A 2,118-nucleotide genomic window follows, 5' to 3' on the forward strand; every position below is an offset into this window, starting at 1 on the left:
CTCGCGGGCCCGGGCCGTCGGTCGTGCGGCTCAGAAGCCGGAGTAGTTCGGCGCCTCGACCGTCATCTGCACGTCGTGCGGGTGGCTCTCCTTGAGCGACGCGGACGTGATGCGCACGAACCGGCCCTTGGCCTGCAGCTCCGGGATGGTGCGCGCGCCGACGTAGAACATCGACTGGTGGAGCCCGCCCACGAGCTGGTGGGCCACGGTGTGCAGCGTGCCCTTGTACGGCACCTGGCCCTCGATGCCCTCGGGCACGATCATGTCGTCGCTGGTGACCTCGGCCTGGAAGTACCGGTCCTTGGAGTAGGACTTCTTGCCCCGCGAGGACATGGCGCCCATCGAGCCCATGCCGCGGTACGCCTTGTACTGCTTGCCGTTCACGAGGATGGTGTCGCCGGGCGCCTCCTCGGTGCCCGCCAGCATCGAGCCGAGCATGACGGCCTCCGCGCCCGCGACGATCGCCTTGCCGATCTCCCCCGAGTGCCGCATGCCGCCGTCGGCGATGACCGGTACCCCGGCCGCGCGGGCGGCCTGCGACGCCTCGTACACGGCGGTGATCTGCGGGACGCCGACGCCGGTCACGACGCGGGTGGTGCAGATCGAGCCCGGGCCGACGCCGACCTTGATCGCGTCCGCGCCCGCGTCGACGAAGGACTGCGCGCCCTCGCGCGTCGCGACGTTGCCGCCGATCACCTGCACGTGGCGGGTGGCCGGGTCCGACTTCAGCCGCCGGACCATGTCGATCAGCATGCGGACGTTGCCGTGCGCGGTGTCCGCGACGAGCACGTCGGCGCCGGCCTCCACCAGCGTCGTCGCGCGCTGCCACGCGTCGCCGAAGTAGCCGATGGCCGCGCCGACGAGGAGGCGGCCCTGGCCGTCCTTCGAGGCGTTCGGGAACTGCTCGGACTTCACGAAGTCCTTGACGGTGATGAGGCCCGCGAGGCGACCCTCGTCGTCCACCAGGGGCAGGCGCTCGAGCTTGTGCTTGCGCAGCAGCAGCGTCGCGTCCTCGCGGGAGATGCCCGCCGGGCCGGTGATGAGCGGCGCGGGCGTCATGACCTCGGAGACCTTGGTCGTGCCCCACTCGGCGACGGGCGTGAAGCGCAGGTCGCGGTTCGTGACGATGCCCGTGAGGTGGCCGCCCGCGTCGACCACGGGGAAGCCGGAGATGCGGTACTCCCCCGCGCGCTTGTCGAGCTCCTCGAGGGTGGCGTCGGGGCCGATCGTCACCGGGTTGGAGATGATGCCGGTCTGCGTCCGCTTGACCAGGTCGACCTGGTACGCCTGGTCCTCGATCGAGAGGTTGCGGTGCAGGACGCCGATGCCGCCCTGACGGGCCATGGCGATCGCCATCCGCGACTCGGTGACAGTGTCCATCGCGGCGGAGACGAGCGGCACCCGCAGGGAGATCTCACGCGTGAGGCGGGAGGTGGTGTCGATGTCCGACGGGGCCAGGTCCGAGTACCCCGGCAGCAGCAGGACGTCGTCGTACGTGAGGCCGAGGAATCCGAACGGGTCGTGCGCGGGCGAGGTCGAGTCCGTCATGACAGGAGTCTACGTTCTGGGCGGCGCCCTTATTCCGGCCGTCCGTGCCCGCGGGGGCGCCCGTGGCAGACCTCACGTCACGACGGCGAGGGCCTCGTGCAGCATCGCGGTGAACGACCGCACCCGCTGCACGGTCGAGGCCAGCGGGAGCTCGCTCGCGGCGTCGTCCCGGCGGAGGCTGACGATGATCGGCAGCTCCGCGAACCCGTCGTGCACGGCGTGGACGAGGTCGAGGTCGGGGCGGCGCTGCGAGGTGGCGAGCACCAGGGCCGCGGGCCGCACCATGGTCACCAGCTCGAGCGACCGGTGGGTGCTGGCCGGGCCGGTGACGATGCGGGCCGTGGCCCCCTTGGCCGTCAGCGCGGCCGCGAGGGCGTGCGCGGACAGGGGCACCACCTCGTCCGGGGCGGCGAAGATGAGCACGATCTTGCGCATCCGGCTCGGGTGGTTCGCCGGCGGCGCGCCGCCGGCGACCATGGCGCGCTCGAACGCCTCGGTGAAGTCGCGCAGGGCCCGCAGCGCGGCCGTCGCGAGCACCACCTCCGGCACGGCGCCCGGCCCGGCGAGGAC

The 2,118-nt window shown here is 72.3% G+C and carries 1 protein-coding gene and 1 pseudogene; both read right to left on the minus strand.

All coding sequences use genetic code 11. From position 1 onward, the window contains the following. Positions 1-30: 30 nt before the first annotated feature. The gene (gene guaB, locus ACFT55_RS20020) at positions 31-1,548 is read right to left on the minus strand and encodes an IMP dehydrogenase (protein ID WP_380245609.1); all 1,518 of its coding nucleotides are present in this window, start codon (positions 1,546-1,548) and stop codon (positions 31-33) included. Between the two features lie 72 nt (positions 1,549-1,620). Beyond that, positions 1,621-2,118: pseudogene (locus tag ACFT55_RS20025) on the minus strand (MerR family transcriptional regulator); the annotation flags it as partial.

The organism is Isoptericola sp. NPDC057191, assembly GCF_042670225.1.
Taxonomy (GTDB): Bacteria; Actinomycetota; Actinomycetes; order Actinomycetales; family Cellulomonadaceae; genus Isoptericola.

Bases quoted from the DNA above. Each gene is read 5' to 3' on its own strand.
- guaB (WP_380245609.1), bottom strand. From the start codon at position 1,548: ATGACGGACTCGACCTCGCCCGCGCACGACCCGTTCGGATTCCTCGGC.